21 protein-coding genes are annotated in these 25,095 nt (G+C 65.6%); 13 read left to right on the top strand and 8 right to left on the bottom strand.

Features of this window, described 5'->3' with window-relative positions:
- Window positions 1–87: 87 nt before the first annotated feature.
- On the bottom strand, window positions 88–2,772 hold the full coding sequence (locus ACTHQX_RS10875; protein ID WP_440157534.1) for a CBM35 domain-containing protein: 2,685 nt from the start codon (window positions 2,770–2,772) through the stop codon (window positions 88–90).
- Window positions 2,773–2,962: 190 nt separating this feature from the next.
- Between ACTHQX_RS10875 and ACTHQX_RS10870 the strand changes: the two genes are divergently transcribed.
- From ACTHQX_RS10870 to ACTHQX_RS10820, 11 genes are all read left to right on the top strand, one after another.
- Entirely contained in the window at window positions 2,963–5,053 is a 2,091-nt protein-coding gene (locus ACTHQX_RS10870; RefSeq protein WP_440157532.1) for a glycoside hydrolase family 36 protein, read from the top strand.
- A 71-nt stretch (window positions 5,054–5,124) separates the two neighbouring features.
- Window positions 5,125–6,435 carry an ABC transporter substrate-binding protein gene (locus tag ACTHQX_RS10865; RefSeq protein ID WP_440157530.1) on the top strand — a complete coding sequence of 437 codons (1,311 nt, stop codon included), beginning with the start codon at window positions 5,125–5,127 and terminating at the stop codon, window positions 6,433–6,435.
- A 58-nt stretch (window positions 6,436–6,493) separates the two neighbouring features.
- A complete protein-coding gene (locus ACTHQX_RS10860; RefSeq protein WP_440157528.1) occupies window positions 6,494–7,441 on the top strand; it encodes a carbohydrate ABC transporter permease in 948 nt (315 codons plus the stop codon).
- Complete coding sequence (locus tag ACTHQX_RS10855; RefSeq protein ID WP_440157526.1) at window positions 7,438–8,322, top strand: carbohydrate ABC transporter permease; 885 nt, start codon at window positions 7,438–7,440, stop codon at window positions 8,320–8,322. The genes ACTHQX_RS10860 and ACTHQX_RS10855 overlap by 4 nt, the downstream gene beginning before the upstream one ends.
- A 76-nt stretch (window positions 8,323–8,398) precedes the next feature.
- The gene (locus ACTHQX_RS10850) at window positions 8,399–9,463 is read left to right on the top strand and encodes a LacI family DNA-binding transcriptional regulator (protein WP_440157524.1); all 1,065 of its coding nucleotides are present in this window, start codon (window positions 8,399–8,401) and stop codon (window positions 9,461–9,463) included.
- A gap of 123 nt (window positions 9,464–9,586) precedes the next feature.
- Entirely contained in the window at window positions 9,587–11,338 is a 1,752-nt protein-coding gene (gene araB / locus ACTHQX_RS10845; protein ID WP_440157522.1) for a ribulokinase, read from the top strand.
- Window positions 11,335–12,045 carry an L-ribulose-5-phosphate 4-epimerase gene (locus ACTHQX_RS10840; RefSeq protein WP_440157521.1) on the top strand — a complete coding sequence of 237 codons (711 nt, stop codon included), beginning with the start codon at window positions 11,335–11,337 and terminating at the stop codon, window positions 12,043–12,045. Before araB ends, ACTHQX_RS10840 begins: the two co-directional genes overlap by 4 nt.
- A 64-nt stretch (window positions 12,046–12,109) precedes the next feature.
- Entirely contained in the window at window positions 12,110–13,630 is a 1,521-nt protein-coding gene (gene araA / locus ACTHQX_RS10835; RefSeq protein WP_440157519.1) for an L-arabinose isomerase, read from the top strand.
- Window positions 13,627–14,556, top strand: coding sequence for an aldose 1-epimerase family protein (locus ACTHQX_RS10830; RefSeq protein WP_440157517.1), 930 nt, complete (start codon window positions 13,627–13,629; stop codon window positions 14,554–14,556). Before araA ends, ACTHQX_RS10830 begins: the two co-directional genes overlap by 4 nt.
- On the top strand, window positions 14,553–15,569 hold the full coding sequence (locus tag ACTHQX_RS10825) for a LacI family DNA-binding transcriptional regulator (protein WP_440157515.1): 1,017 nt from the start codon (window positions 14,553–14,555) through the stop codon (window positions 15,567–15,569). The genes ACTHQX_RS10830 and ACTHQX_RS10825 overlap by 4 nt, the downstream gene beginning before the upstream one ends.
- 79 nt (window positions 15,570–15,648) lie before the next feature.
- Window positions 15,649–16,635 (top strand): NAD-dependent epimerase/dehydratase family protein, encoded by a 987-nt coding sequence (locus tag ACTHQX_RS10820; RefSeq protein WP_440157565.1) that lies wholly within the window; start codon window positions 15,649–15,651, stop codon window positions 16,633–16,635.
- A gap of 91 nt (window positions 16,636–16,726) precedes the next feature.
- Here the strand turns inward: ACTHQX_RS10820 and ACTHQX_RS10815 are convergent, their stop codons facing one another.
- The 4 genes from ACTHQX_RS10815 to chvE all read right to left on the bottom strand — a co-directional run bounded on the left by ACTHQX_RS10815 (window position 16,727) and on the right by chvE (window position 21,058).
- Complete coding sequence (locus ACTHQX_RS10815; protein WP_236806197.1) at window positions 16,727–16,936, bottom strand: hypothetical protein; 210 nt, start codon at window positions 16,934–16,936, stop codon at window positions 16,727–16,729.
- Window positions 16,937–16,969: 33 nt separating this feature from the next.
- Window positions 16,970–18,283 carry a multiple monosaccharide ABC transporter permease gene (mmsB, locus tag ACTHQX_RS10810; RefSeq protein ID WP_440157513.1) on the bottom strand — a complete coding sequence of 438 codons (1,314 nt, stop codon included), beginning with the start codon at window positions 18,281–18,283 and terminating at the stop codon, window positions 16,970–16,972.
- A gap of 5 nt (window positions 18,284–18,288) precedes the next feature.
- Window positions 18,289–19,818, bottom strand: coding sequence for a multiple monosaccharide ABC transporter ATP-binding protein (mmsA, locus tag ACTHQX_RS10805; protein ID WP_440157511.1), 1,530 nt, complete (start codon window positions 19,816–19,818; stop codon window positions 18,289–18,291).
- 115 nt (window positions 19,819–19,933) lie between these two features.
- Complete coding sequence (chvE, locus tag ACTHQX_RS10800; protein WP_236806200.1) at window positions 19,934–21,058, bottom strand: multiple monosaccharide ABC transporter substrate-binding protein; 1,125 nt, start codon at window positions 21,056–21,058, stop codon at window positions 19,934–19,936.
- 341 nt (window positions 21,059–21,399) lie between these two features.
- Here chvE and ACTHQX_RS10795 point away from each other — a divergent pair, with 341 nt between their 5' ends.
- Together ACTHQX_RS10795 and ACTHQX_RS10790 are read left to right on the top strand one after the other, a co-directional pair.
- Window positions 21,400–21,999 (top strand): TetR/AcrR family transcriptional regulator, encoded by a 600-nt coding sequence (locus tag ACTHQX_RS10795; RefSeq protein WP_440157509.1) that lies wholly within the window; start codon window positions 21,400–21,402, stop codon window positions 21,997–21,999.
- Window positions 22,000–22,016: 17 nt separating this feature from the next.
- Window positions 22,017–22,925, top strand: coding sequence for a DMT family transporter (locus ACTHQX_RS10790; protein WP_440157507.1), 909 nt, complete (start codon window positions 22,017–22,019; stop codon window positions 22,923–22,925).
- Between the two features lie 17 nt (window positions 22,926–22,942).
- Here the strand turns inward: ACTHQX_RS10790 and ACTHQX_RS10785 are convergent, their stop codons facing one another.
- From ACTHQX_RS10785 to ACTHQX_RS10775, 3 genes are all read right to left on the bottom strand, one after another.
- Window positions 22,943–24,025, bottom strand: a complete 1,083-nt coding sequence (locus tag ACTHQX_RS10785) for an SDR family oxidoreductase (RefSeq protein ID WP_440157505.1) — start codon at window positions 24,023–24,025, stop codon at window positions 22,943–22,945.
- Between the two features lie 130 nt (window positions 24,026–24,155).
- The gene (locus ACTHQX_RS10780) at window positions 24,156–24,461 is read right to left on the bottom strand and encodes a hypothetical protein (RefSeq protein ID WP_440157503.1); all 306 of its coding nucleotides are present in this window, start codon (window positions 24,459–24,461) and stop codon (window positions 24,156–24,158) included.
- Window positions 24,462–24,791: 330 nt separating this feature from the next.
- Window positions 24,792–24,995 carry a rhodanese-like domain-containing protein gene (locus ACTHQX_RS10775; RefSeq protein WP_440157501.1) on the bottom strand — a complete coding sequence of 68 codons (204 nt, stop codon included), beginning with the start codon at window positions 24,993–24,995 and terminating at the stop codon, window positions 24,792–24,794.
- Between the last annotated feature and the right edge of the window lie 100 nt (window positions 24,996–25,095).

Raw genomic sequence — 25,095 nt, 5'->3', positions numbered from 1 at the left:
GCCAGCACATCACCGCAGACGCAGGAAAGTGGCTGGCGGCGGACACCTGTCGGTGCCCGCCGCCAGCCACTTCTGACCGTCTGAGGGTTAACCCCTGACAGTGGTTGGGGTGCCGGCGACAAACTTGGCCAGGGTCACCGTGTCAATGTTCGGGGCGTAGGCCGTGGCGTTGCCCAGCACCAACGTTCCGTCGCCGGTGGCCAGGCTCAGCGGTATGGTCTTGTCCCAGTAGCTGTTCCACGCGTAGTTGTGGCGCATGGCACCACGGACCGTAGAACCCCCTGCCTCGGTGACATCAACGAAGCGGCTGATCACCTGAGGGTTGTAGTTGATGGCGGCCGACTTATCGGCGTTCGCGGCGCCAACCACCAGCTGGTACTCGCCCGCCCCGAAGCCTGCCGGGCGCGGGATGCTAAGGGTGTTGCCTGCGCCGTTCCCGACGTAGCCGACGTCGCGCACCACGCCGGAGGCGTCAGCGGAACCGTTTGAGCCGGCTGCGGCCGTCTGCACGGCGCTGGCTCCGGCGCGTGGCAATGCTTCCGCCTCTGAACGGAACACGTTTGAGGCGTCCGAATCGGAGCTCTTCTGTTCGGCGCCGCGCAGGGTGGTGATGCTGTGGACGAGGGCGCCAGATGGCGCGCTGATGGTCAGCTCGCTAATTCCCTGCGGAAGGTAGACCCGTGCTGTTGAGGCCCAGGTGCCGGAGCGGGCGGCCGCCGGAAGCGACACCGCGCGCCCGTTTACGGCGAGCTTCAGGGCAGAAGCAGCACTCGTGGTGAAGTGCGTGGTGACGTCGTAGTAGCCGGTCTCGGCCGTGGATGCGAAGAACGTCGCGGTGCTGCTGCCCGACAGCTGGGCCGTCCCCGCCGTATTCTTCTTGGCGTACGACAGTTGGGCGCCGTCGGCCAGACGGGCGTCCGCAGCCGGGTAGACAGCTTTTTCGCCGTCAGTGATGTCGAAGAGGTCGAAGCGGTCCAGCGTGATGTCCGCATTCGGCAGCTGGGTGGATCCGTCCTTGCTCGCCCGCAGCGACAGGGTGTGCGTGCCGGCGGTCAGAGCGACCGTGGCGTCGGTGGTGCCGCGGTAGGTCCAGGACAGGCCCGCTGAATATTTGATCAGCTGGTTGAAGGTCCCGTCCACCAACAGAGCGTGCTGGCCGGGCTTCTGGTTGGCGCCGGCGAGTACGGAGAGCCGGTAGGTTCCGGTGTGGGGAACGGTCACCTCCCAGCTGGCAGCCGAGGTGGCCTTGTTGAAGGAGCCCACGTCCTTGCCTGCGGAGGCCATGAAGGACCATTCGCGGGAGGGGTCCTGGTTGTAGACGGTGGCGTCGGTCAGGGCCGCGTTCTCAGCCTCGGTGCTGCTGACCAGATCGTTCGCGACAGGCTGGGGGTCCGCCTTGGCCGGGGTGATTTCGAGCTGATAGGCAGAGTAGCGGCTGTTGTTGGGGACCGTGACCGAGATTTTGCCGTCCTTGACTTTGGCCTGGCTGGCGACAACCACCGGCGGTTGAAGCGAGGCACCTTCGGCGCCGTTGAGCCGGTTGGCCCGGACTTGCACGTCCACGGAGTTGCCGAAGACATTCTTGTCGATTCCGGCGACGGACACGTTCACATCGCTGGAACCCCCGCCCAGAAGCACTGTGGCCTTCTTTTTCGCGGTGTCGACGGCGGCGATGCCCTGGAGTGTGTCAGGGGCGTTGAGCTGGGGCGGGGTGACTCGTGCCGTGTGTGAGCCGGTGAGGTCGCCGTACCACTTGAACATCCACCAGCCACCGTTGGCGCCGTTGTTGCGTGAGGAATTGTCGGAAAGGTTCCCCGCGTAATTCCAGTAGGCGGTCTGCGCGTCCACCTTGGCGTCCTCAAACATGGACATCCACTGGACCAGCTGCCCGGGTACGCCCATGTCGCGGAGCATGCCGTATTCGGTGATGTTCACGGGGATGTCCGGAAGGCCCAGGTCGCGGAGGATCTGCTTGTATTCGGCGAAGTGGCCGCGGAACGTGGCCAGGTTGTTGGTGCCCAGCTCATGCCAGATGAAGACGTCCGGCAGTTCGCTCTTGCCCTTCGTATAGGCCAGGAAGTCGGTACTACGGTCCTGGTGCCACCAGGCGTCCCCCGGGCCGCCGATCTTCGCCTTGGGCAGGCCATGGGCAGCGTACACGTCCTGGATGGCTTGGTACGCGGCGCTCCAGTCGGCAAGAAACTGGTCCTTCTGCGTTGTCCAGTTCGGGTACCAGTTGCCGGCATCGGGCTCGTTGAACGGGATGAAGATGTATTTCTCGGGATGCGCGGACTGGGTTGCGATCTTCTCCGCCACCGAACGGATGATGGGCAGGTAGTCCCATTCGCCGTCGCTGTTGGCATCGCCCGGTCGCTTGCCGGCATTGTAGGCCCAGTCTGGGTATTCGTCCTGGATGTAGACGTAGAGGTCTTTGCCGCCGGCCGCGAAGAAGGAGGACTCAACGTCCAGCGCATCACCGTTGGGGTGTTGCGCGCCCTGCGGCGGCTTCTGGGAGGTGTTGATGATGTGGGCTCCGTTGAGGACCGCCTGGCTTGGTACACCGTCGTCGCCCAGTCCATACAGTGTGCCTGTTGCCCCGCCGCGGAAATCGCCGGTGGATTGCGCCAGGTCGACGGACAGTGTCTCCGCCTGTGCGGCGGCCACTGGCTGGGCGGCAAAGCCGCCGACCGTCAGGGAAAGCGCGGCCGCTGTTACCGCCGCCGGGAGCGCCATAGGGAACCGCCGGCGCGGCGATGTCAGTTTGCTGCTCAATTCGTACTCCTTCGTACCGGGTCCAAGTCCGGTCTCAGCTCATGGAACATGGCGTGGAAGGCGCAGGGCGGAAGCTCCTTGTTAGCGCCAACAATTAGGAGCCTACTGTGGTTGACATCACTTTTGAAGACGTTATCATGAAAACGTCTTCAAGAATCTAGCCGCCCTCTCGAGGGGTTAGGAGAACGTTTTGTCCAGCCCTGTTCTGTCCTTCGGGCATGATGCACTGACGGTGGATTTCCGTCAGGATCGCGCCGGCGCACCCTATCTTGGGTCCCTGGCGTTCGCCGGCAACAAACTTGAGATGCTGCCTGGCCAGCCTCTGGTCGAGATCCTCACGGTCGAGGAGGGGCGGCACCACCCGTCGGAGCGCCTTGGGCTGACGTCGGTGGGCCGGCGCCTGCGGCATGTGGCACACCATGTGCAGGAGGGGCCGGGCGGCGTCGAGGCGCGGTTGGCGATGGCGGACGCAGAATCCGGTGTGGAAGTTGAGCTGCGGCTGTCGGCTCCCGCCGGCGCCGCCGTCCTCAACGTCGTGGCATGCGTGACGAACGCCGGGACGCAGCCCCAGACCCTCCTGGCCGTCACCACCCTGAGCTCCAGGATCGGAAACGGCCCCGCAGACAGGTTCCAGCTGGCGTCCGGCTCCAATGACTGGCTTGGCGAGAACAGGTGGTGCGTCCAGCCGCTCCGTTCGGCGTCGCCGGACCTGGCCCTGGCGGTTCATGGCGGCCAGGAAGCCCGCAGCGGCTTCATTGCCCGCTCGAAGGGAACCTGGTCCACCGGCCGTGACTTGCCTGCCGCCGTCCTGGTCAATGAAGAGGAAGGCTTTGCGGTCGCGTGGCAAGTCGAGCATAACGGCGGCTGGCGGTGGGAGGTGACCGAAGGCCTTGAGGGGATAGCCCTGGGGCTGAGCGGACCCACTGACGCGGACCACCAGTGGCAGCAGATGCTGAACCCCGGCGATACGTTCACCACGGTTCCGGTAACCATCGCCCTGGGCCCGGACCTGCAGGGCGCTGTTGCGAACCTCTCCGCCTACCGCCGTGCTGCCCGGCGGCCGCACCTCGACAACAAAAAGCTTCACGTTGTCTACAACGACTACATGAACACGCTCATGGGGGACCCGACGACGGACAGGCTCCTCCCGCTGATCGACGGCGCCGCCGATGCCGGCGCCGAGGTGTTCTGCATCGACGCCGGCTGGTACGACGATGGCGGCGACTGGTGGGACAGCGTCGGGGAGTGGACACCGTCCGCCCGCCGGTTCCCCGGCGGACTCGGGAAGGTCATTGGCCATATCAAAGAGCGCGGCATGGTCCCCGGCCTGTGGCTGGAGCCCGAAGTGATCGGCGTCCGGAGCCCCATGGCGGCAGCCCTGCCGGCGGAGGCGTTCCTGAGCAGGGGCGGCGTTCGGGTCCGGGAGGCGGGGCGCTATCACCTCGACCTCAGTAACCCGGCTGCCCGGCAGCATGTTGATGCCGTGGTTGACCGCCTGGTGGAGGAGTTTGGCGTCGGTTTCTTCAAGCTCGACTACAACATCAATCCCGGTCCGGGCACGGACCGGGATGCCCACAGCGCAGGGGAGGGCCTGCTGCGCCATAACCGCGCTCATCTTGCCTGGCTTGACTCGGTCCTGGACCGCCATCCGGACCTGATCATCGAAAACTGCGGCTCCGGTGCGATGAGAATGGACTTCGCCCTGCTCTCACGGCTGCAGTTGCAGTCCACCTCGGACCAGCAGGACCCCCTTAAGTACCCGCCCATCGCCGCTGCGGCGCCGATGCTGGTCCTGCCGGAACAGGCTGCAAACTGGGCATATCCCAACGAGGCCATGGACGAGGAGTCCATCGCTTTCAACATGGCCACCGGACTCCTGGGCAGGCTCTACCTGTCAGGGCACCTGAACCGGCTGTCCGAGGCCCAGCGGTACGTGGTGCACGAGGCCATGGCTGTCCACAAGGAGCTGCGTCTCGCGATTGCGGCAAGCACACCCTCATGGCCCCTGGGGCTGCCCCAGTGGGACGATGCAGCCGTGGCGCTGGCGCTGGACTCCGGCGGAGACAGCTTCGTCACCGTCTGGCGGCGTCCCGGGGCACCTGAGCTCCTGGACATGCGCTTTCCGGCCCTCGCCGGCAAGGCTGTTTCGGTCCAGACCATCTTCCCCACCAACCTGACTGAATGGAAGACGGAATGGAACCCTGCAGCAGGGCTCTTGCACGTGCACTCCGCTTCCCCTGCCCCTTCGGCCCGGACGTTCCGGCTCACCGTGGAGCAGTAGTGTCTCGCCCCACCCGATTTCTTATCCACCCCCCCAATGACTCACACTTTCAAGTGACAAGGAGCAGTTCAATGAAGAATTTCCTCAAGGCCACGGCATTGCTGGCCGCAGGGCTCATCGCCTTGAGCGGCTGCAGCGATCCGGGCAGTGCGGCGACTAATACCGCCCCGGCCGCCTGGCCTGATGCGGGCACCAAGCTGGACGGGGTGAACCTGACCATCTGGGCAGCGCAGAATTCGAACAGTGTGCCCAAGAGCGTTGTCAGTGCATTCGAGGCCAAGACCGGCGCGAAGGTCAACGTGGTCACTATCCCGGACCCGTACGAACAGGGTGTCCAGACCAAGATTGCCACCGGTGACAAGCCCGACTTGGCCTTCTGGCAGCCCACCACTTCGATGCTGACCGCCATCAATGCCAAGACCAACCTGCAGCCCCTCGATGGCGGTCCCTGGGTTGAGAACCTCAAGCCCGCGGTCAAGGACATGACCGGAATCCTCGACAACACCCGCTACGCAGCGCTGATTACCAGCCCGGGAGTTGAGGGCGTCTATTACAACAAGGACGTCTTCACCAAGGCCGGCATCACCGAAACGCCCAGGAACTGGGACGAGTTCCTTACGGCTGCACGGACCATCAAGAAGTCCGGCACCGTGCCCTTCTTCGAGATGGGCGGCGACAAGTGGGCCACCCAGTGGTGGGTCCAGGTCCAGCTCGCCGATGCCGCAAAAAACGGGCTCTGGGACAAGGTGAACCAGAATCAGGAAAAGTTCACCGATTCCACCATCCTGACAGCAGTGCAAAACTACAAGGGCCTGATCGATGAGGGTCTGTTCAACCCGAACATCAAAACCGCCACCTTTGCCGACCAGGCGGATGCGCTGCTCTCCGGCAAGGCCGCCATGGCCGTCCAGGTCAACTCCTTCTTCGGCCAGCTCCAGGCCAAGGCGGACACCTCCGAGCTGAACAAGAAGATCGGGTTCTTCCCGATCTCGCCTAGCGGTAACGTTGCAACGGTCATCCCTGACCAGTCCAACGCATTGATCGCCTTCAAGACCGGCGACTCCGCGCGGGAAGCTGCCGCGCGCCAACTCCTGAGCTTTTGGATGGGCGAGGGGTACCAGGACTTCGTCACGGACCAGAAGACCGTTTCCCTTGTAACGGATGCCAAGGATTCCGCCGAGGTGCCGCAGGCGCTGCTCGATGCGGCCGGATCGCTGTCCGACTCGGTTGGCTCCATGCAGTCACTCGCAGTGGCCAACCCGGACCTCTACCTCAACCTCGCTGACATGATCCAGGGCACCAAGACCCCGCAGCAGGTCGCCCAGGAAACCCAGACCCAGTTCGCCCAGCTCGCCAAAGCACAGGGCGCAGCGGGTTTCTGACCGCCCAGAATCCTGGCGGGCACCGGCTTCTGCCGGTGCCCGCCTGAAAGGCTCCACCATGGCGCTCCCTACCATCGTCCGCCCCGCCAGCAGGCGCCAAGGACAACCGGTTGTTCCGGCCCCCGCCGGCCGGCAACACCGCGACAGGTCCTCCCACCCGATGTGGTTCCTCCTGCCGGCCTTCGCGGTCCTGTTCGTGTTCTTCTTCCTTCCCACGCTCTTCAACTTCATCTACGCCTTCACCGACTGGTCCAGCTTCAAGTCCGCGATCAACTTCGCCGGCATCAGCAACTTCGTGGACCTGCTGGGCAGCGGCACCCTGATCAACTCGCTCTGGATCACACTGTTCTATGCCGCCATGGTCGCGGTGTTCCAGAACTTGTTCGGGCTGGGGCTGGCCGTGCTGCTGGAGCGGGACACCCGGATCAACCGCTTCTCCCGGGTGATGTTCTTCATCCCCGTCATCATGTCCGCCCTTGCCGTCGGCTACATTTTCCGGGCCCTCCTCAAACCCGAAGGGGCCTTGAACGGAATTCTTTCGGCGCTGTTCCAGCAGGACATCAGCGTCGCCTGGCTGGGCTCAACGAGCTGGACGATCGTCGTCGTCGCCCTCATCCACGCGTGGAAATGGATGGGCCTGTCCATGCTCATCTACCTCGCAGGGCTTAAAACCATCAGCGGCGATGTCCTAGAAGCGGCCCGCCTGGACGGCTCCACCCCGTGGCAGACGTTTTGGCGCATCAAGTTCCCGCTTATTGCGCCGGCCGTCACCTTCAACGTGGCCACGGCGCTGCTTGGCTCGATGAACGGCTTCGACATTGTCCAGGCAACAACGGGAGGCGGCCCGGCGAAAAGCACCGAGCTGCTCAACATTTTCATCTTCCGCACCTTCGGCCAAGGCCTGTTCGCCCAGTCCACCGCTATGAGCCTGGTGCTCTTCCTGACGGTGGCCGTCCTCGCCTTCCCGGTGGTCCGGATGCTCCGCAAGCGTGAGGAAGTCCTGTGACCGCTCCTACTGTCCTTCGTCCCACTGACCCCGACAGCCGCAACGGCCGCATCAGGCAACGCCGTCGGCCCACCGGCTACATCCAGCCCGCGGCCGCGCTGCTGTCCGTCCTCGTCCTCCTCGGCATTCCGCTGTGGATGGTGGTGGTGACTGCGGGCAAAACCCAGGCCGAGGCATTGAATCCCAACCTGCAGCTGCCAACGGACTGGCACCTGATGGAGAACTTCGCCCAGGTATTCACGCAAGGCAAGATGACCACGGCGCTCCTGGGCAGCGTTGCCATCATGGTTCCCACGGTGGCCGTGGTCCTCTTCCTCGGCTCCCTGGCCGCCTGGATCCTTGCCCGCCGCAAGTCGCGGATGAATTCGGTGCTGTACGCGCTGGCCATCAGCGGCATCATCCTTCCTCCGGCCGTTGTCACCATCGTCCTGCTTCTCCGGCAGTTGGGGCTCGCGGGTACCGGCGCCGGCATGATCGGCGTCTACGTGGGCATGTACCTGTCCACGGTGATCTTCTTCGTCACAGGCTTCGTCCGGACCATTCCGCTGGAGCTGGAGGAGGCAGCCCGGATGGACGGCGCCGGTCCGGTGAAGGTGTTCCTCACCATAATCCTTCCGCTGCTCGTGCCGGTGCTGTCAACGGCGACCATTCTGATCTGCCTCTACGTCTGGAACGACGTCTTCTACGCACTGTTCGTCATCGGCGGCCGCATCGACACACTGCCCCTGAACCTCTACCAGGTGGCCAGCTCCGGCCTCTACCTGCAGAACTGGCACCTGATCTTTGCCTACATCATCCTGATGAGCCTTCCGCTGCTCATCGTGTTCATCCTGGCCCAACGGAAAATCATCGCCGGCGTCACCAGCGGCGCGGTGAAGTAGGCCCGAAGCCCCTGACCCTAAGCTGGTGGTAGCACCGAATACCCCCAGCGCAACTATGAAACGGAACCTCAAACTCATGTCGATCCCTTCCGAGGTGCGGCCGCCCTCCATAGGCGACGTGGCCCGTGTGGCCGGGGTTTCTGTACCCACTGTGTCCCGGGTCCTGACCGGAAAGCAGCGGGTCAGCTCCGAGAAGACCAAGCGGGTCCACGACGCAATCGCCCAGCTTGGATACCGGCCCAACAGCGCGGCCCGCGCCCTGGTCTCCGGCCGCGGGTCGATCATCGGCGTCATCGCAGGGAACACCTCACGGTACGGCTATGCCTCTGCCATCCAGGGCGTCGAGGAGGCGGCCCGCGCCGCCGGCTACACCGTGGTCATCACCGTGGTGGAAAGCACCCAGGATACCGAGGTTCAGCGCGCTGTTGACCTGCTGCTAGGGCAGCAGGTGGCGGGAATTGTGGTGCTCAAATTCGATCCGCCCGGTGTTGCGGCGCTGCGTGCACTTCCGGCAGGGATCCCGGTGGCGGTCATGTCCGGAACCCGCGAGGCCCGGCACTCGCAGGCCGTTTTCGAGGAGGCCAAGGCCGCGGCCGCCGCCACGCGGTATCTGCTGGACTTGGGCCACGAGACCGTGCATCATGTGGCCATCCCGCCCTCGCGGCGCGAGGATGGGCGAACCCAGGGCTGGAGGAAGGCGCTCAAGGATGCGGGCGCGAGGGTGCCGCCAGTGTTACAGGCGACCTGGGAACCGGCCAGCGCCCATACCCTGGGAAAGGCGATCGCCAACAGACACGACGTCACGGCCCTGTTTTGCGGCAATGATGACCTGGCCATTGGCCTCATCAGCGGCCTTGCCGCCCAGGGCAAGACTGTGCCACAGGATTTCAGTGTGGTGGGCTTCGACGACCACCCGCTGGCGCGTTTCTGGCTGCCGCCCCTGACCACGGTCAGCCAGGACTTCGTGATGCTGGGCCACGACGCCTTCAGGCTGCTGATGCGGAAGATAGCCGGGGACTCCACGCACAACCTCGAACGGCGGCTGCCCGAGCTGATCATCCGCCAGACCGCCGCAGCACCACGTGCGTCGGTGCAGCGGCAGGGCACCACGGATTCCCCTGGCGCGCTCGCGGGGAACTAAGCCGCGGAGGACCTGGCTCGCAGTAACCAGGAAGTCATCAAAGTAGGTACTTGACGCAGCAAGTTGTTAGCGCTCACAATAGTTTCAGCCCGGAAAGCAAACGGGCCTTTATATGGAGGATTCATGGACGTCACAGCAGACGGCAGCGAAAACTATGTCATCGGGGTGGACTACGGCACCCTGTCCGGCCGGGCCGTGGTTGTGCGGGTCCGGGACGGCAAGGAACTCGGCAGCGGCGTGTTCGACTACCCGCATGCGGTAGTCACCGAAGCGCTCCCCGCGGATGTCGCTGGTGCTGCGGATGGAGCAGCCGCCAGGCTGCCCGGGGAATGGGCCCTGCAGGTACCCAACGACTACCGGGACGTGCTGCGGCACGCTGTTCCCGCCGCGATTGCGGACGCCGGAATCGACCCGGCCGCCGTCGTTGGAATTGCCACGGACTTCACCGCCTGCACCATGGTTCCCGTCAAAGCAGACGGCACCCCGCTCAACGAACTGCCGGGCTACGCCAACCGGCCGCACGCCTACGTCAAGCTCTGGCGACACCACGCCGCGCAGGGCCAGGCCGACAGGATCAACGCCTTGGCCGCCGAGCTGGGCGAGTCCTGGCTGCCGCGCTATGGCGGGCTGATTTCGTCCGAGTGGGAGTTTGCCAAAGGACTGCAGCTGCTGGAAGAGGACCCCGAGGCTTACGCCGAGATGGACCATTGGGTGGAGGCTGCCGACTGGATCGTCTGGCAGCTCTGCGGCAACTACGTCCGCAACGCCTGCACCGCCGGCTACAAGGGCATCTACCAGGACGGGCACTACCCGTCTGAGGAGTTCCTCGCCGCCCTGAACCCGCAGTTCAAGGACTTCGTGAGCGCCAAGCTGGACCACACCATCGGCCGCCTGGGCGACGCCGCGGGTTACCTGACCGCCGAGGCCGCCGTCTGGACCGGACTGCCGGAGGGCATCGCCGTCGCCGTGGGCAACGTGGACGCGCACGTCACCGCCCCGGCAGCGAAGGCTGTGGAGCCGGGCCAGCTCGTGGCCATCATGGGCACCTCCACCTGCCACGTCATGAACGGCGCGGAGCTCCATGAGGTGCCGGGAATGTGCGGCGTGGTGGACGGGGGCATCGTCGACGGGCTCTGGGGCTACGAGGCCGGACAGTCCGGCGTGGGCGACATCTTCGGCTGGTTCACCAAGTACGGTGTCCCGCCCGGATACCACCAGGCCGCGGCTGACGCCGGGCAGGGCATCCACGAATACCTGACGGACCTGGCGTCCGGGCAGGCGATCGGCCAGCACGGTCTGATTGCCCTCGACTGGCACTCGGGCAACCGCTCCGTGCTGGTGGACCACGAGCTTTCCGGCGTGGTTGTGGGCCAGACCCTCGCCACCCGGCCCGAGGACATCTACCGGGCGCTGCTCGAGGCCACCGCCTTCGGCACCCGCACCATCGTGGAGGCTTTCCGGGATTCCGGCGTTCCGGTGAAGGAATTCATCGTGGCCGGCGGCCTGCTGAAGAACAAGCTCCTGATGCAGATCTACTCCGACGTGACCGGCCTCCAGCTCTCCACCATCGGTTCCACCCAGGGCCCGGCCCTGGGTTCGGCCATCCACGCGGCCGTTGCCGCAGGGAAGTACGCCGATGTCCGGGCCGCGTCCGAGGCGATGGGTGCCGCACCGGGCGCCGTCTACACTCCGATCCCGGAGAACGTCGCGGCGTACGACGCACTGTTCCGCGAGTACCGGACCCTGCACGACTACTTCGGCCGCGGAACCAACGAGGTCATGCACCGGCTCAAGGCCATCCAGCGCAACGCCGCGCACCTAAACACACAGGCCCTGCAAACTGAGTCCCTGACCACTGAGGAGGTTTCGGCGTGAGCGCACTGCTGGAAACCATTGCCCGTATCCGCCGCGAGGTCTGCGAACTGCACGCCGAGCTGACCCGGTACGGCCTTGTGGTCTGGACGGCAGGGAATGTCTCCGGCCGGATCCCCGGCTACGACCTCATGGTCATCAAGCCCTCGGGCGTCTCCTACGACGACCTGGCCCCGAAACTCATGGTGGTCACTGACCTCTACGGCTCCCCGGTCAGCAGCCTGAGCGCAGACGCCGACGGCGTCCCGGCCCAGTGGGAGAACCCGGACCTCACGCCGTCGTCCGATACCGCCGCGCACGCCTACGTCTACCGGAACATGCCCGACGTCGGCGGTGTGGTCCACACCCACTCGACCTACGCCACGGCTTGGGCAGCGCGCGGTGAGGAGATCCCGTGCGTGCTCACGATGATGGGCGATGAATTCGGCGGCCCCATCCCGGTGGGCCCGTTCGCGCTCATCGGCGACGATTCGATCGGCCGCGGCATCGTGGAAACACTGCGAGGATCCAACTCCCCGGCGGTGCTCATGCAAAACCACGGCCCGTTCACCATCGGCAAGGACGCCCGCTCGGCAGTCAAGGCCGCCGTCATGTGCGAGGAAGTGGCCCGCACGGTCCACGTTTCCCGGCAGCTCGGTGAACCGCTGGCCATCGACCCGGCCCAGATCGAGTCGCTCTACGACCGCTACCAGAACGTTTACGGCCGCTAGTTCCGGCCCCACCCGTGGCCCCCATAGCGCGGCCACACACCCAAGACTTTCAAAGGAGACACCAATGCCCAGCGCCCACAACACCTCCCTCGAGCACTACGAGGTCTGGTTCCTCACCGGCAGCCAGCACCTCTACGGCGAGGATGTCCTGAAGCAGGTGGCGGCCCAGTCCCAGGAGATCGCTGCCGCCCTGAACGAGTCCTCGGACGTCCCGGTCAAGCTCGTCTGGAAGCCCGTGCTGACGGACTCGGACGCCATCCGCCGGACCGCGCTGGAAGCCAACTCGGACGATTCCGTGATCGGCGTGACGGCATGGATGCACACGTTCTCCCCGGCCAAGATGTGGATCCAGGGCCTCGACCTGCTCCGCAAGCCGCTGCTGCACCTGCACACCCAGGCCAATGTCGAGCTGCCGTGGGCGGACATCGACTTCGACTTCATGAACCTGAACCAGGCCGCGCACGGCGACCGCGAGTTCGGCTACATCCAGTCCCGGCTGGGCGTGCCGCGCAAGACCGTCGTGGGCCACGTGTCCAACCCGGAGGTCGCCCGCCAGGTGGGCGTCTGGCAGCGCGCCTCCGCCGGCTGGGCCGCCGTCCGGAACCTGAAGCTGACCCGCTTCGGGGACAACATGCGCAACGTTGCCGTCACCGAAGGCGACAAGACCGAGGCGGAGCTGCGCTTCGGCGTCTCGGTCAACACCTGGTCCGTCAACGAGCTCGCCGACGCCGTGCACGGCGCCGCGGAGTCCGACGTCGACACTTTGGTTGCTGAGTACGAGCGGCTTTACGACGTGGCGCCGGAGCTCCGCTCCGACGGAGCGCGCCATGAGTCCCTCCGCTACAGCGCCCGCATCGAGCTCGGCCTGCGCAGCTTCCTCGAAGCCAACGGCTCCGCCGCCTTCACCACGTCCTTCGAGGACCTCGGCGAACTGCGGCAGCTGCCGGGCATGGCCGTCCAGCGGCTCATGGCCGACGGCTACGGCTTCGGTGCCGAGGGCGACTGGAAGACCGCCATCCTGATCCGCGCCGCCAAGGTCATGGGCGCCGGACTGCCTGGCGGCGCCTCGCTGATGGAGGACTACACCTACCACCTGGTGCCCGGCCAGGAGAAGATCCTCGGCGCCCACATGCTGGAGGTTTGCCCCTCGCTGACGGCCTCCAAGCCGCGCGTCGAAATCCACCCGCTGGGCATCGGCGGCAAGGAAGACCCGGTCCGCATGGTCTTCGACACCGACGCCGGTCCCGGTGTCGTCGTCGCACTGTCCGACATGCGCGACCGGTTCCGCCTGGTCGCCAACGCCGTCGACGTCGTCGACCTCGACGAGCCGCTGCCCAACCTGCCTGTAGCGCGGGCCCTTTGGGAACCGAAGCCCGACTTCGCCACCTCCGCCGCAGCCTGGCTGACGGCCGGGGCCGCGCACCACACCGTTCTTTCCACCCAGGTGGGCGTGGACGTGTTCGAGGACTTCGCCGAGATCGCGCAGACCGAGCTGCTCACCATCGACGAAGGCACCACCCTCAAGCAGTTCAAGAAGGAACTGGCCTGGAACGCCGCCTACTACAGGCTGGCCGGCAGGCTGTGACCGAGTCCGGGGCGGCGGCGGAGTTCAAGATCCGGGCGGGCGACTACACCGCCGTTGTCACGGCGCAGGCCGGTGCGCTGCGTGAGCTGCGCCACCGGGGACGGGACCTCATCGTTCCGTTCCCGGAGGGCGGCCCCATTCCCGACTACAGGGGCATCGTCGCTGCGCCCTGGCCCAACCGGATCGCCGACGGCAGGTACACGTTCGACGGCGCCGAGTACGAGGTCCCCGTCAACGAAACCGACCGCGGCTGCGCCCTGCACGGGCTGGCGTTCCCCCTCGACTGGGACCTGGAGTCGCAGAGCGACTCGTCGGTGACGCTGTCCTGCACGCCACAGCCGACGGCGGGATACCCGCACGAGGTGCACATCGTCGTCGAGTACCGGCTGGCGGAGGACGGCCTGCACAGCCGGGTCACGGCGTCGAACCTTGGCGGAACCGTGGCGCCGTACGGCGTCTGCCCGCACCCCTACCTGGTGGCTGGGCCGGCGCCGCTCGACGAGTGGACCCTTCAGATCCCCGCCGGGCGGTTCCTCGAGGTGACCCCGGACCGGCTGCTGCCCAAGGAAACGCGCACCGTGGAAGGGCATGACTTCGACTTCCGCACGCCGCGCGCCATCGGCACCACAGAGATCGACCACGCGTTCACCGACATAGCGTTCGACGGCGGTACGCCCGACGCCGGCGGGCAGGCCCGCGTGCTGGTCCGGGACCCGGGCGGGACCGGCGTCGGAATGGCCTGGGACCGCACCTGCCAGTGGCTCCAGATCCACACCGCCGACAAGCAGCCGCCGGCCCCCAACCGGCTGGGCCTTGCCGTGGAACCCATGACCTGCCCTCCTGATGCCTTCAACAGTGGCGTGGACCTGATCCGGCTGGAGCCGGGCGCCGCGCACGAGGCATCCTGGAGCATCTTCGCCACGTGAGCGCTCAGGCAACGCCACGTCCTCCCGTCATGGAGGACGTGGCGCGCCTCGCGGGCGTGTCCCACCAGACCGTGTCGCGGGTGCTCAACACCCATCCCAATGTCAGTGCCCAGACCCGCCGGCGTGTGGAACGTGCCATCGCCGAGCTGGGATACCGCCGCAACACCGCAGCGCGCAGCCTGGTCACCCGGCGATCGCAGGCCATCGGGGTCCTAGGCGCCGGCACGGCCCACTACGGCCCGGCCAATACGCTGCTGGGCGTCCAGCAGGCAGCCCGGAACGAGGGCTATTCCGTCAGCATGGCCAGCCTCAGCGAGGTGACCACCGCCGGCATCCACGATGCCCTGGAACACTTCCTGCTCCAGTCCGTGGACGGGATCGTAGTGATCGTTCCGCACGAGACCATGCTGAAATCGCTGCACACCATTGCCCTGTCCGTCCCGCTGGTGGCCGTGGGGTTCGGGGCGGACGAGCACCTGACGGTCGCGGCCGTGAACCAGCGCGTTGGTGCGGCCCTTGCCGTGCAGCACCTGATGAACCTTGGCCACACTGCGATCGCCCACGTTTCGGGGCCGCAGGACTGGATTGACGCCGCCGCCCGGACCGAAGGCTGGCGGCGCACGCTGGAGCAGGCCGGCGTGCCGGAGGGCGTGCTGATCCAGGGGGACTGGAGCGCTGAAAGCGGCTACCGCGCCGGACAGGAACTGGCAGCGGCAGGCAACGTCACCGCCGTGTTCGCGGCGAACGACCAGATGGCCCTGGGTGCGCTGCGCGCGTTCAGCGAGGCAGGCCTGCGCGTGCCGGAAGACATTAGCGTGGTGGGGTTCGACGACCAACCGGAGGCCGCCTACTTTGTCCCGCCGTTGACCACAGTGAACCAGGGCTTCAAGGAGCTCGGCGCGCGCTGCATCCGGATGCTGCTGTCCGACATGGCCCATGGCCCCTCGGCAGCGGCTTCGGTCCTCAACCCCAAGCTCGTGGTGCGGGGCTCCACGGCGCCGCCGGCAGGCTGACGCAGCGGCGAGTGCGTGGGTGGCCTCGGCAGGGCCTCCCTCTGGCCCCGGTCCGGCCCCTACTGTGGATGCCATGGGTTTGAAAATTATTGTCATCGGCGGCAGCGGCCACATCGGCACCTTCCTGGTCCCGCGCCTGGTCCGTGCTGGCCACGAGGTCATCAACATCAGCCGCGGGACCTCCAGGATCTATGCCGACGCACCGGAATGGCAGCAGGTGCGCCAAGTCGTTGCCGACCGGCAACAGGAAGACCGGGACGGCGCTTTCGGTGACAGGGTAGCGGGACTGCAGGCCGACGTCGTCGTCGATCTGGTCTGCTTCACGCTCGAGTCTGCGACCGCGCTGGTCAGCCGCCTCCGCGGCGAGATCGGGCATTTGGTGCACTGCGGCTCCATCTGGCGCTACGGCAAGAGCCTCAAGCTGCCCATCGCCGAAGGTTCCGATTCGGCCGCCGCACCATTTGACGAGTACGGCATCCAGAAGGACCGGATCGCGCGGATGCTGAAGGAAGAGACGGCCGACGGCGGTCTGGTCACCACATCCCTGCACCCCGGCCACATCGTCGGTCCCGGCTGGCACCCCACCGGTCCGCTCGGGAACCTCGACCCGGCCGTATGGCACACGCTTTCGGCTGGTGAGCCCCTGCAGGTCCCTGGCAGCGGCGCCGAGATGATGCACCACGTGCACGCCGACGACGTCGCCCAGGCGTTCGAGAAGGCCATCGGGCACCGGGACGCGGCCGCCGGGGAGGACTTCAACATCGTCGCGCCCACCGCGCTCAGCGTCCGCGGCTATGCCGAGACCGCCGCCGCCTGGTTCGGGCAGACGGCGAGGCTGGAAACAGTCACCTGGGACGAGTTCCGCCGGTCCACCACAGCAGACTATGCCGAGTCCAGCTGGGGCCACCTCCACCGCAGCCATTGCTTCACCATCGAGAAGGCCAAGTCCCTCCTTGGCTACGCGCCGCGGTACGAGCCCGAACAGGCCGTACTCGAATCCGTGAACTGGCTCATCGAGGACGGGCAGCTCCGCGTCTCCCGTCCGCTGGGCACCCTGGCGGGCTGAACCGCCGTCGACCTTCACTGCTTTTAAACGTTTAAACGCCGAGTCCCTCCCGCAGTGATCCGGGGAGGGACTCGGCGGATTTGCTAACGCGTCAGTGGATGACTTCGCGCGTCATGCCGAACGGGACCTGCTCGGAAAGTGCGGCCGTGTAGTTTCCGGGCCGGTGACGCGTGACCAGGATACCGTGCGTGCCCGTGAGCATCGCCAGGTCCTGGAGGTCCTTCACGGCTGCTTCGAGGTGCTCGTCCAGGGCGTGCCGGCTCGTGACGCGGATGTCGATGGAATCGAGGGAGGCGGTCATGGCGTGTCCTTTCTGATGGCCGATGGCCGGCGGTTAGGCGGTCTCTGATTCGCGGCTGCCGGCTGCCACCGGCGCGGCCGGTTCGGCCGGTGCCGCGGTTGCTGCCGGTGCCTTGGTTTCGGTGGCGGGTGGCGTGGTCCGGAGCTTGAAGCGCTTGGCGATGGACGATCCGCCGCCGGCGCGGTTCTTGTTGAAGATGTCGAAGCCGACGGCGAGCAGCAGCACCAGGCCCTTGATGAGCTGCTGGTAGTCGGTGCCGAGGCCGAGGATGGACATGCCGTTATTCAGGACGCCCATGATGAGGCCGCCGATCATGGCACCGGCCACGGTTCCGATGCCGCCCTGGACCGCCGCGCCGCCGATGAAGGCGGCCGCGATGGAGTCCAGTTCGAAGCCGGTGCCGCCGGCGGGCTGCGCCGAGTTCAGGCGGGCCGTGAAGATCAGGCCGGCCAGGGCGGCGAGGACGCCCATGTTCACGAAGAGCCGGAAGGTCACAGCCTTGGTCTTGATGCCGGAGAGCTCGGCGGCGTGCAGGTTTCCGCCGATGGCGTAGGTGTGGCGGCCGAAGATGCTGTTGTTCATCAGTGCCGAGTAGGCGATGACCAGGCCGGCGAGGACGAGCAGCACGATCGGGGTGCCCCGGTAGCTGGCGAGGAGGAACGTGATGATGAGCATCAGCACGGCGATGAACGCGGTCTTGGTGGCGAACCAGGCCATGGGTTCGTTTTCCAGGTTGAACTTGCGGCGGACGCGGCGTTCCTTGATGGACTGGAACAGGAGGGCAGCGGTGCCGCCGACGCCGAGGATCACGGTGAGCCATTCGAGCACCGAGGTGCCGCCGGAGATGTCCGGGAGGAAGCCGCCGCCGAGGGCGCGGAGTTCATCCGGGAAGGGGGTGATCTGCTGGTTCTTCAGGGTGATCAGGGTCAGGCCGCGGAAGATCAGCATGCCGGCCAGGGTGACGATGAACGCGGGGATGCCCACGTAGGCGATCCAGTACCCCTGCCAGGCACCCACGAGGGCGCCGACGAGGAGGCACGCCGGGATCGCTGCCCACCAGGCCCAGCCCCAGTGGACGATCATGACGCCGGCGACGGCGCCGATGAACCCGGCGATGGAGCCGACGGAGAGGTCGATGTGCCCGGCGATGATGACCATGACCATGCCGATGGCCAGGATGAGGATGTAGCTGTTCTGGACGACGAGGTTGCTGACGTTCTGCGGCTGGAGCAGGATCCCGTCGGTGAGGACTTGGAACAGCAGGACGATCAGGATCAGGGCGACGAAGATGCCGACCTGGCGGAGGCGGCTTGCCAGGAAGCCGAGGGATTCTCGTAGGGCGGACATGTCCGTTATTCCTTCTCTTTTGTCATGTAGTGCATGAGGGTTTCCTGGGAGGCCTCGGCGATGGGGACTTCGCCCGTGACGTGGCCCGCGGACAGGGTGTAGATCCTGTCGCAGATGCCCAGGAGCTCGGGGAGTTCGGAGGAGATCACTATGACGGCTTTGCCCTGGGCGGCGAGCTCGGCGATGATCGTGTAGATCTCGAACTTGGCGCCGACGTCGATGCCCCGGGTGGGCTCGTCCAGGATCAGCACGTCGGGGTCGGAGAACATCCATTTGCTCAGGACCACTTTTTGCTGGTTGCCGCCGGAGAGCTTGCCGGTGATGGCCGCGACGGACGGGGCCTTGATGTTCATGCTCTTCCGGTAGCTGTTGGCCACCGTGGTTTCCTGGTTGCCGTCCACCCAGCCGCGTTTGGAGAGCTTTGGCAGGGCCGCCATGGAGATGTTGCGCTTGATGTCCTCAATGAGGTTCAGGCCGTAGTGCTTGCGGTCCTCCGTGGCGTAGGCGATGCCGTGGCGGATGGCCTCGGGGACGGTGGAGGTGTTGATTTCCTTGCCGTGTTTGAACACTTTTCCGGAAACGGCCCGGCCGTACGTCCGGCCGAAGACGCTCATGGCCAGTTCGGTGCGGCCTGCGCCCATGAGGCCGGCGAGTCCCACCACTTCGCCCTTGCGGACGTTGAGGCTGGCGTTGTGGACCACGGTGCGGGTGTGGTCCTGCGGGTGCTGGACCGTCCAGTCTTCGATGCGCAGGACTTCCTCGCCGATCTGCGGTTCACGTTCGGGGTAGAGGCTGTCCAGGTCGCGGCCCACCATGCCGCGGATGATGCGCTCCTGGGTGATCTCGCCCTGGTCCACGCGCAGGGTCTCAATGGACTTGCCGTCGCGGATGATGGTGACGGCGTCCGCTACCTTGCGGATCTCGTTGAGTTTGTGGCTGATGATGATGCTGGTGACGCCCTGGCCCTTCAGGTGCAGGATCAGGTCCAGCAGGTGGTCGGAGTCCTCGTCGTTCAGGGCTGCGGTGGGCTCGTCCAGGATCAGCAGCTTCACTTCCTTGGACAGCGCCTTGGCGATTTCGACGAGTTGCTGCTTGCCCACGCTGATGTGCTGGATGGGGGTGACCGGGTTCTCGCTCAGGCCCACCCGGGCCAGCAGCTTGGCTGCTTCCAGGTTGGTCTTGCGCCAGTCGACCCAGCCGCGGGAGGCCAGTTCGTTGCCCAGGAAGATGTTTTCCGCGATGGACAGGTACGGGCTCAGTGCCAGCTCCTGGTGGATGATCACGATGCCGCGCTTCTCGCTGTCGCTGATGGACGCGAAGTCGCACGGTTCGTTCTCGAAGAGGATGTCGCCCTCGAAGGTGTTGTGGGCGTAGACGCCGGAGAGCACCTTCATCAGGGTGGACTTGCCTGCCCCGTTTTCGCCGCAGATCGCGTGGACCTCGCCGCGGTTCACATCCAGGGTGACGTCCTGGAGGGCCTTGACGCCGGGGAAGGTCTTGGTGATCCCGCGCATCTGAAGAATGGGTACGTTCATTGGTTATTTCCCGCTGATCTGTTCGATGAGCTGATCTGTTTCGGTGGGTCGATCTGTTGGGGGTGCGGGGGCGCCTGCGGCTGCAGGCGCCCCCGCCGTGCTTGGTGCGGTGCTGCTACTTGATGTCGGCGTCCGTGTAGTAACCGGAGTCGATCAGTTCCTGCTTGTAGTTGTCCTTGGTGACAATGACGGACTTCAGCAGGTACGCCGGGACAACCTTGACCTTGTTGTTGTAGGTCTTAGTGTCGTTGACCTCGGGCTCCTGGCCCTTCAGGACGGCGTCCACCATCTTCACGGCCTGCTCGCCGAGCTTGCGGGTGTCCTTGAAGATCGTGGAGTACTGCTCGCCGGCGACGATGGACTTCACCGAGCCCTTTTCCGCGTCCTGGCCGGTCACTACCGGCAGGGCGCCCTTGGAGTAGCCGCCGGTGCTGGTCAGGGCGGAGATGATGCCGATGGAGAGGCCGTCGTAAGGTGACAGCACGCCGTCGAGCTTCTTGCCGGAGCCGTAAGCGGCGGTGAGGATGTCTTCCATCCGCTTCTGGGCGGTTGCGGCCTGCCAGCGCAGGATGGCCGCCTGCTCGAACTTGGTCTGGCCGCTGGGAACCTTGAGGGTGCCGGCATCCAGGTACGGCTTCAGGGTGTCCATGGCGCCGGTCCAGAAGAAGTTGGCGTTGTTGTCGTCCGGGCTGCCCGCGAACAGTTCCACGTTGAACGGGCCCTTGCCGTCGACCTTCTTGCCGGAGGCATCCACCAGGCCCAGGCCGGTCAGCAGGGACGTTGCCTGCTGGACGCCCACCTCATAGTTGTCAAAGGTGGTGTAGTAATCAACGTTCGGAGTGCCGTTGATGAGCCGGTCGTAGGCGATGACCTTGACGTTCTGTTCCTTGGCCTTCGCCAGGACATCTGTCAGCGTGGTGCCGTCGATGGCCGCGACGATCAGGGACTTCGCGCCCTTGGTCAGCATGTTCTCAATCTGGGAAACCTGGGTGGGAATGTCGTCATTGGCGTACTGGAGGTCCGTCTTATAGCCGAGCTTGGCCAGGGAGTCCGAGACGTTCTTGCCGTCAGCGATCCACCGCTCCGACGTCTGCGTCGGCATGGAGATTCCCACCAGGGCGCCGGCAGCGTCGGCGCTGCTGGTTCCGGTGGTGGCGCCGGGGCGGCTGCCGCAGCCGGTGGCCCCCACCGTCACAGCCAGGACGACGGCGACGGCGCCCAGCAGTTTCTTGATTCTCACGTTATTCTCCTTCCGTGGCCTGGTTAGCCACGAATCGGTGCTTGAGCGGAAAGCGTATGTACTTTCCGCCGTCGCCGGCCACTCGTGTCCGGCGTACCGAGGCCGTTCCGCAGGACCGGCACCGGAGGGCTGTCATTCCGGAGCGGAGACCCCGGCTGCTCCAACATTTCTGTTAGCGCTAACAATCTTGGGCAATATTATCCGTGGTGGCGCTGTGAAGCAAGACACAAATTGGTGACGACGACGGCTCCCGCCTGGCCCGGTTCCATCGCCTCTTGAGGGCGGGGATGGTGAGTAGGTAGACTGGTCTACCTACTCAGCTTAGTGTTGGAGGTATTTCCGTGGCTTCACCTGAAGGCCAGTCAGCAACGAAGCGGCCGCCGGCCCGCGCAGCTCTCCTCGAGGCTGCGGCGCGGCTCTTCTATGCCGACGGGGTTTCCGCCACGGGCATCGACTCCATTACGGCTGCGGCCGGTGTGGCCAAGAAAAGCCTCTACAACAACTTCACTTCCAAGGCGGATTTGGTGGCGGCCTACCTCGCTGCCCGCCACGAGGAATGGCTAACTCTCTACCGGGGGCGGGTTGCGGTGGCGGCCGCTCCCCGGGAACGGGTTCTGGCAGTGTTCGACGCCTACATTGACCACGCGAACTTCGCCTACGAACACGGCTTCAGGGGCTGCGGGCTGCTTAATGCCGCCGCGGAACTGCCCGCGGGGGCTCCGGGGCGGCAGGCCGTGCGGCAGCACAAGGAAGAAGTCGAGGGCCTCCTGCGCAAGCACGTCGCGGAGCTGCTGCGTGGGCAGGATAAGACGGCGGCCAGGAAGGCGCGGCACCTGGCCTTCCTGCTGGAGGGTTCCATGGCCAGGGCGGGCCTTGAAGGCGAAGACGGCTGCCTGCAGGAGGCCCGGATGATCGCTGCCCAGATGTTGGAGCAGCTGTGAGGGCGCTGCTTGGCCGTATGAACGGGCCCCTTCTCGGTGCCATTTTCGTTGTGGGGGCGTCGGCGCTTTGGGGCACGACGGGAACGGCTGCCACGTTTGCGCCGTCCGTGAGTCCGCTCGCCATCGGTGCCGTGGCGATGGGCATGGGCGGGCTGCTCCAGGCGCTGTGTGCGGTGCAGCCGATAGCGTCCCATTGGGTCAACCTCCGCGGCCGGTGGCTGCTCGTCGTTCTGGGGGCGGCCGCCGTCGCAGTTTACCCTCTAGCCTTTTATAGTTCCATGCGGCTTGCTGGCGTGGCGCTCGGAACGGTGGTCTCGATCGGCTCGGCTCCCCTGGCGTCGGCGGTTATCGAGCGGTTGGCGGAGAAGAAGGTGCTGACCCGCCGCTGGCTGCTCGGCGCGCTGATCGGGGTGGCAGGCGCCGGGCTGCTGAGTTTTGCCGGTGACGGTGCGGAACGTCCCGGCGCCCTTGCCGGCACCTGGGCGGTGCCCGCTGGTGTCGGTCTGGGGCTGGTGGCGGGCGTGACCTACGCGCTGTATTCGTGGGCCGCTCACCGCCTGATCAGCGGGGGAGTGCCGTCCCGGGCCGCCATGGGTGCGGTGTTCGGGCTGGGCGGACTGCTGCTGATGCCCGTGCTCGCCATGACAGGCCGGCCGATCCTTGAGTCGTGGACCAATTTCACGGTGGGGGCCTATATGGCGCTTGTGCCGATGTTCGCAGGCTACGTCCTGTTCGGGTGGGGGCTGGCCCGCGTCCGCGCCAGCACCGCAACGGGCCTTTCCCTCATGGAGACCGTCGTCGCCGCCGTGCTGGCGGTCGTGGTCGTGGGGGAGCGGTTGCCGGCGCTGGGGTGGATCGGCGTCGTTATGGTGCTGGGAAGTCTGTTCGTCCTGACGCCCCGGGAGCCCGCCAGCGCGCTCCCCTGACCGCTTCTGTCAAGCGGTCAGGGGATTATCTTCTCTGCGCGGTAACGGTCGAAAAGCCGCTGGAAAGAGTCTTCCGTGCGTCTGTAGCCGGTAAAGCCGGCCAGGCGGCTCTTGCTCATGTCTGCGAGAACCTCCATTTGGCGTCCCAGGTCGGCGTCCGTGTGCCACCACGATGCCACACGTGACAAGTCGGCCTCGGCGAGACCGTGCGTGGCGGCGATTTTGCCCCATTCCTGGTTCATGCTGTGCATCTGTTCCTCGAGCGGCCTTGGTGAACGCTCGTAGCCTTCGGCTGTTACGCCAAAGTAAGCAGCCAGCTTCGGCCACATCCAGCGCCACCTGAAGACGTCACCGTTGACCACGTTGTAGGCCTGATTGCCCGCGTTTTCTGTGGTGGCGGCCCAGATCATGTGCTCGGCAAGGAGTTCACCGTCGGTCATGTCCGTGAGGCCGTTCCATTGCGTCTCGGATCCGGGAAAGACGAAGGGCTTGCCGAGCTCCTTGCATAAGGTTGCCTGTGCCGCCAATGTCAGGCCCATGTTCATTGCGTTACCCACGGCATGACCGATCACAGTGTGCGAACGGTGCACGGACCAACGGAAACCCTGACGTTCCGCTGCCGCCCACAGCTCGTCCTCCTGCGCGTAATAGAAGTTCGGTGCCGGCAACCGGGGCTCTTCCTCGCGGAAGGGGGTGTCCGGAACAGGGCCGGCCCCGTATGACTCGAACGGGCCCAGGTAGTGCTTTAGGCCGGTCATCAGTGCCACGTGTTCGACGGGGGCATCCCTCAAAGCATCGAGCAGGTTGCGAAGCATCGCTGCGTTGACGGCGATGTTTTCTTGCTCGGTGTCCTGCCTCGCCCACGCGGTGAAAAACACGTGCGTGGGTTTCTCATTGCCAAGTGCCATGGCGAGGCTGTCCGCTGACAACAGATCCGCCGCGATGTGCCTGGCGGGCGAACCGGTTACCGGATTCCTGGACAGCGAAAGAACTGTCCAGCCACCATTTCGATTCAGTTGCTCGACAATGGCCGAGCCAGCGATGCCGCTTGCGCCTACAACCAGCGCAGTCCTCTGGTGATTGACGGTGGGGGTGGTCATCGGTACCTGACTTTCATGCTCATGCCCGCCAGTGTAGCCTTCGGGGCACGGCCGCCGCGGGGTCAGTTCCCTTGCCTGTTTCAACCCGTCCTACTTGGATCCCGATAACGGGATTCCGGCGGCTAGAGGATCAGGACGCCATGGTGGTCTGGAGTGCACCCGGCCGCCGAATACAGAGCGCGAGGTGGGGACCGGCCTGGAGGGCTTTCTGCAGGCGCGGAAGGTGGAGTTCGATGTCTCGTGCGACGGCACTTGCGGCGGCCCAGTCGCCCAGTGCCAAGGCCAGCTCAAGTTCACTGCACAGCTGGTTCATTCGTAGCGCACCGACCAGCCACGATTTCGTCTTCAAGTTCAGTGAAGCATCCAGCGCCACATCCCTGTCCCGGGCACGAACGGTGCACATGATCTGTTCAACGAGCCCGGGGAGAAGGGCCATGTAATCAGCGGTAAATGACTCTGCCGCCTCCCGTGAAGCTTGCCCCACGAGTTTCTGGAGGTGCTGTACTTCCAGCGTCAGCCTAACTCCCTCGTTCAGTTGTTTCCCCCTGCGCACTACGCAACTCCTTCCCCGCCCACATCGGGTGTGCGTCACGGCCCCAAAGGTGCCGGAAGCCGTATCACTTCGGCGGCTGTCAGCCTGATGTCCTGCACCCTTGCAGGCTATGGCCAGTGTGCTTGGCCGGCATCAATAATGGCGCAGCCAACGCGCAGTATGAGATCAAGAAATTGCAAGCCTTAGAGCCGGGTGCATCTTGTCCGGCGTGGTTTAGTCGGACTGCCTGCACAGTGCTGCCCAGGCTTGAAAACCGCCGATAAGGTCGGTCGCGCGGGTCAGCCCCAGCCGCTGCAGGGTGTGTGCTGCGAGGCTGGAGCTGTAGCCCTCATTGCAGACGACTACGATGCGCCGTGCGGGGTCGTCAGCGATCGGGAGGCGGTGGGGGCTGGAAGGGTCGAGCCGCCACTCGAGCACGTTCGGTCAATGACGACGGCACCGGGCAGCTCACCGTCGCGGTCTCGCTGATCGGCCGGCCGTGTGTCAACAACAAGGGCGCCCGCTGCCATCTCCCGCT

The organism is Arthrobacter sp. SAFR-023, from assembly GCF_051965295.1.
Taxonomy (GTDB): Bacteria; Actinomycetota; Actinomycetes; order Actinomycetales; family Micrococcaceae; genus Arthrobacter.
The sequence above is the reverse complement of the archived record's forward strand: the minus strand, read 5'-3'. Positions and strand labels throughout refer to the sequence as shown.

What these genes read in the sequence shown, in the direction of transcription:
- ACTHQX_RS10865 (WP_440157530.1), top strand. Translation starts at nt 5,125, where the DNA reads ATGAAGAATTTCCTCAAGGCCACGGCATTGCTGGCCGCAGGGCTCATC.
- ACTHQX_RS10860 (WP_440157528.1), top strand. Translation starts at nt 6,494, where the DNA reads ATGGCGCTCCCTACCATCGTCCGCCCCGCCAGCAGGCGCCAAGGACAA.
- ACTHQX_RS10850 (WP_440157524.1), top strand. Translation starts at nt 8,399, where the DNA reads ATGTCGATCCCTTCCGAGGTGCGGCCGCCCTCCATAGGCGACGTGGCC.
- araB (WP_440157522.1), top strand. Translation starts at nt 9,587, where the DNA reads ATGGACGTCACAGCAGACGGCAGCGAAAACTATGTCATCGGGGTGGAC.
- araA (WP_440157519.1), top strand. Translation starts at nt 12,110, where the DNA reads ATGCCCAGCGCCCACAACACCTCCCTCGAGCACTACGAGGTCTGGTTC.
- ACTHQX_RS10815 (WP_236806197.1), bottom strand. Translation starts at nt 16,936, where the DNA reads ATGACCGCCTCCCTCGATTCCATCGACATCCGCGTCACGAGCCGGCAC.
- mmsB (WP_440157513.1), bottom strand. Translation starts at nt 18,283, where the DNA reads ATGTCCGCCCTACGAGAATCCCTCGGCTTCCTGGCAAGCCGCCTCCGC.
- mmsA (WP_440157511.1), bottom strand. Translation starts at nt 19,818, where the DNA reads ATGAACGTACCCATTCTTCAGATGCGCGGGATCACCAAGACCTTCCCC.
- ACTHQX_RS10790 (WP_440157507.1), top strand. Translation starts at nt 22,017, where the DNA reads ATGAACGGGCCCCTTCTCGGTGCCATTTTCGTTGTGGGGGCGTCGGCG.
- ACTHQX_RS10785 (WP_440157505.1), bottom strand. Translation starts at nt 24,025, where the DNA reads ATGACCACCCCCACCGTCAATCACCAGAGGACTGCGCTGGTTGTAGGC.
- ACTHQX_RS10780 (WP_440157503.1), bottom strand. Translation starts at nt 24,461, where the DNA reads ATGGCCCTTCTCCCCGGGCTCGTTGAACAGATCATGTGCACCGTTCGT.